The sequence below is a fragment of the Amycolatopsis bullii genome, from assembly GCF_014654205.1.
In the GTDB taxonomy this organism is placed as follows: Bacteria; Actinomycetota; Actinomycetes; order Mycobacteriales; family Pseudonocardiaceae; genus Amycolatopsis; species Amycolatopsis plumensis.
Genome location: NZ_BNAW01000102.1, coordinates 1 through 3,440 on the forward strand (window position 1 = coordinate 1; position 3,440 = coordinate 3,440).

The 3,440-nt window shown below is 70.0% G+C and carries 3 protein-coding genes and 1 pseudogene; 2 read left to right on the forward strand and 2 right to left on the reverse strand.

The window, feature by feature from the left end; translation table 11 throughout:
- Window positions 1–617: pseudogene (locus IE317_RS44010) on the reverse strand (hypothetical protein); the annotation flags it as partial.
- A gap of 107 nt (window positions 618–724) precedes the next feature.
- On the opposite strand from IE317_RS44010, the gene IE317_RS44015 reads away from it, so the two are divergent.
- Both IE317_RS44015 and IE317_RS44020 read left to right on the forward strand, forming a co-directional pair.
- The gene (locus IE317_RS44015) at window positions 725–1,831 is read left to right on the forward strand and encodes an LLM class flavin-dependent oxidoreductase (protein WP_191317296.1); all 1,107 of its coding nucleotides are present in this window, start codon (window positions 725–727) and stop codon (window positions 1,829–1,831) included.
- The gene (locus tag IE317_RS44020) at window positions 1,828–2,415 is read left to right on the forward strand and encodes an FMN reductase (protein ID WP_191317297.1); all 588 of its coding nucleotides are present in this window, start codon (window positions 1,828–1,830) and stop codon (window positions 2,413–2,415) included. Before IE317_RS44015 ends, IE317_RS44020 begins: the two co-directional genes overlap by 4 nt.
- Before the next feature lie 461 nt (window positions 2,416–2,876).
- Here the strand turns inward: IE317_RS44020 and IE317_RS44025 are convergent.
- The coding region (locus IE317_RS44025) for an HNH endonuclease signature motif containing protein (RefSeq protein ID WP_191317298.1) at window positions 2,877–3,440 on the reverse strand (564 nt) is incomplete at its 5' end.

Consider the following 3,440-nt stretch of genomic DNA (forward strand, 5'->3'; position numbering starts at 1 on the left):
GTCACGGCCGCGGGGCGGACGGGTGTCGCCGGGCGGCTGGTCACCACCGGCCGCGCGGGCGCGGCGGCGGGCCGGGTGGTCGTCGCGGGGCGGGCCGTGACCGGCTTGCCGGCGCCGTACTGCTCCAGCAGCGGCTCCAGGTCACCGGCGGTCAGCGAGGGGCCCGCGAGGTCGCACCACTCGAGCCAGGCCTCCTGGGCCTCCTCGACGGTGTGCCGCTCGTGGGAGAGCGTGACGGCCTCGAACAGCTGCCGCGGGCCGGCGGCGGTGACGTCGGCCGAGCCGACCACGACGAAGGACGGGTCGTCCTCGGCGATCACCAGCTTCGCGTTCAGCCCCCGCAGCGAGTGCACGATCACGCCCGCCTTGACCCAGTGCAGCAGCGCGTGCGGGCTCGTCGCGCCGGACAGCACGGTGTCCAGGCTCGCGTCCGTGATCAGCGTGTCGCCGGGTTGCAAGGGCAGCAGGGCCGCCGCGCCGGGCCCGACGTGGCCGAAGGCGGCCACCAGGTTCCGGCGCGGGGCGAGCAAGGGGGTGATCGAGGCCCAGATGTCGCGACCGGCGAGTAGTCGTACCGAACGTTCTGCCAAACCCAGCCGAGCGAGCTCCGCGTCCATGCCCCCGACCTTAGCCGGTGCCCCTCCGGGCCCTGACGGCCGGAATATCTCTTGCTTGGAAGTAGTTGAACGCGCATGTAAGATGGTGCTCGCGAAGGGAGCAGGTCATGCAGTTCGGAATCTTCACGGTGGGCGACGTCACGACCGATCCCACGAACGGAACGACCCCGACGGAGCACGAGCGGATCAAGGCGATGGTCCGCATCGCGCTCAAGGCGGAGGAGGTCGGCCTCGACGTCTTCGCGACCGGCGAGCACCACAACCCGCCGTTCGTCCCGTCGTCGCCCACGACGATGCTGGGCCACATCGCGGCGCAGACGTCCAAGCTGATCCTGTCGACGTCGACGACGCTGATCACCACGAACGACCCGGTGAAGATCGCCGAGGACTTCGCGATGCTGCAGCACCTCGCCGACGGCCGCGTCGACCTCATGATGGGCCGCGGCAACACGGGCCCGGTCTACCCGTGGTTCGGCCAGGACATCCGCCAGGGCATCCCCCTGGCGATCGAGAACTACGCGCTGCTGCGCCGGCTCTGGCGCGAGGACGTCGTCGACTGGGAAGGCAAGTTCCGCACCCCGCTGCAGGGTTTCACGTCGACCCCGCGGCCCCTGGACGGCGTGCCCCCGTTCGTCTGGCACGGGTCCATCCGCAGCCCGGAGATCGCCGAGCAGGCGGCGTACTACGGTGACGGCTTCTTCGCCAACCACATCTTCTGGCCGACCTCCCACTTCCAGCAGCTGATCAGGTTCTATCGTCAGCGCTTCGAGCACTACGGACACGGATCGGCGGACCAGGCGATCGTCGGCCTGGGCGGGCAGGCGTTCATCCGGCCCAAGTCCCAGGACGCGTGGAACGAGTTCCGGCCGTACTTCGACAACGCGCCGGTGTACGGGCACGGGCCGTCGCTGGAGGAGTTCACGGAGCAGACGCCGCTGACGGTGGGCAGTCCGCAGGAGGTCATCGACAAGACTCTGACGTTCCGGGAGCACTTCGGTGACTACCAGCGTCAGCTGTTCCTGATGGACCACGCGGGCCTGCCGCTGAAGACGGTGCTGGAGCAGCTCGACCTGCTCGGGGAGCACGTGATTCCGGTGCTGCGCAAGGAGTTGGATGCTCTGCGTCCCGCGCATGTTCCGGATGCGCCGACGCACGAGTCCCTGAAGGCGGCGGCGGCGGCTTCGGCTTCGGCTTCGGTGGAGGCATCGGTATGAAGCTCGCAGTGGTGACGGCGGGTCTGTCGGTGCCTTCGTCGACCCGCCTGCTGGCCGACCGCCTGGCCGCGGCGACGGTCGCCGCGGCCGGGGAGCCGGTGTCGGTGACCGTGGTGGAGCTGCGGGACATCGCGTTGGACATCACGAAGAACCTGTTGACGGGCTTCCCGAGCCCCCAGCTGCGCACGGCGATCGAGACGGTGACCGGCGCGGACGCGCTGATCGCGGTGACTCCGGTGTTCACGGCGGGGTACAGCGGGTTGTTCAAGTCGTTCTTCGACGTGCTGGACGCGGATTCGCTGGTGGGCAAGCCGGTGTTGCTCGCGGCCACGGGCGGAACGGAACGCCATTCCCTGGTCCTCGACTATCAGCTGCGGCCGTTGTTCGGGTATTTGAAGGCGGATCCGGTGGCCACGGGTGTGTATGCGGCTTCGTCGGACTGGGGTAGTGGGGAGGCTGCCGGGGCGTTGCAGCGGCGGATCGAGAAGGCGGGGGCGGAGCTGGCTTCGCTGACGGCGGGGCGGCCTGCTGGGTCGGGGGAGCCGGAGTTCGTGCCGTTTGAGCAGTTGCTGGCGGCCGAGTGAGGCCGTCGGCGTGGTGAGTGAATCGCCCGGTGGCGAGTGATGTGAGACACCGCTTCGCCGCGCAGGGTCGGGCTGGGCGGATCTGGCCTGGGCCGGGCTGGCCTGGCCTGGCGAGAATCACGGCGGGGCGGGCGAGCCGCGCCGGGCAGGGGCAAAGTAGGGCCGGGGCGCGTTTGACCCGGCCAGGTCTGGCAGACGGGAGACTCGCGCCGGCAGGGTAAGGCCGGGGCGGGTCTTGCTGGGCTTAGTGGGGGCGAGGGAGCCGCGCTCGGTAAGGCAATGCAGGCACGGCAATGCGGGGAAGGCAAGGCCGGGCTGGCGTGGCGGGGCGAGCCGGGCATGGCAAGTCGGGGTGGGGCTGGCCGGGCCTGGTAGAGGCAAAGCGCGCAAGGCAATGTCAGTGGGGTGAGCTGGGCGTGGGTGTAGGCCCGTAGCCGTGTGGCTGCGGGCCTGTCCCATGTTCAGGCTGCGAAGGGCAGCGGTTCGTGCAGGTTGTTGCGCCGGGGTTTTCGGCGGCGGTCGATGAACTCTGGCGGGAGGAATTCGGGGAGGCCGTCGGTGGCGATGCGGACTTCCCACCCCGAGCGGTGCAGAAGCCGGTGGTGGTGGGCGCACATCAGCACCAGGTTGTTCAGGTCAGTGGGGCCGCCGTCGGCCCAGTGGCGGATGTGGTGACCCTGACAGTGCCGGGGTGGGCGGTGGCAGCCCGGGAATGCGCAGCCTCGGTCGCGCAGGAACAGGGCGCGGCGGAGTCCGGCGGAGATCAGGCGGCGGAGGCGGCCGAGGTTGAGGGGTTCGCTCCTCGCTCCGAGGACCGCGGGGATGATCATGGCGTCGCAGGCGTGCACCCGGGCTTCGGCGGCCGAGAGGGTGCCGGTGTCGCCGAGGGTTGCCGTCCCGACGCCGGTCTTCAGATCATCAAGGGAGACCGCGACCATGACGTGGGCTCGTTCCCCAGCCTGCATCGGCAGCTCCGGGGAGTTCAAGGCCAGGTCGACTGCGTCGGAGAAGGCATCTCCGTATCG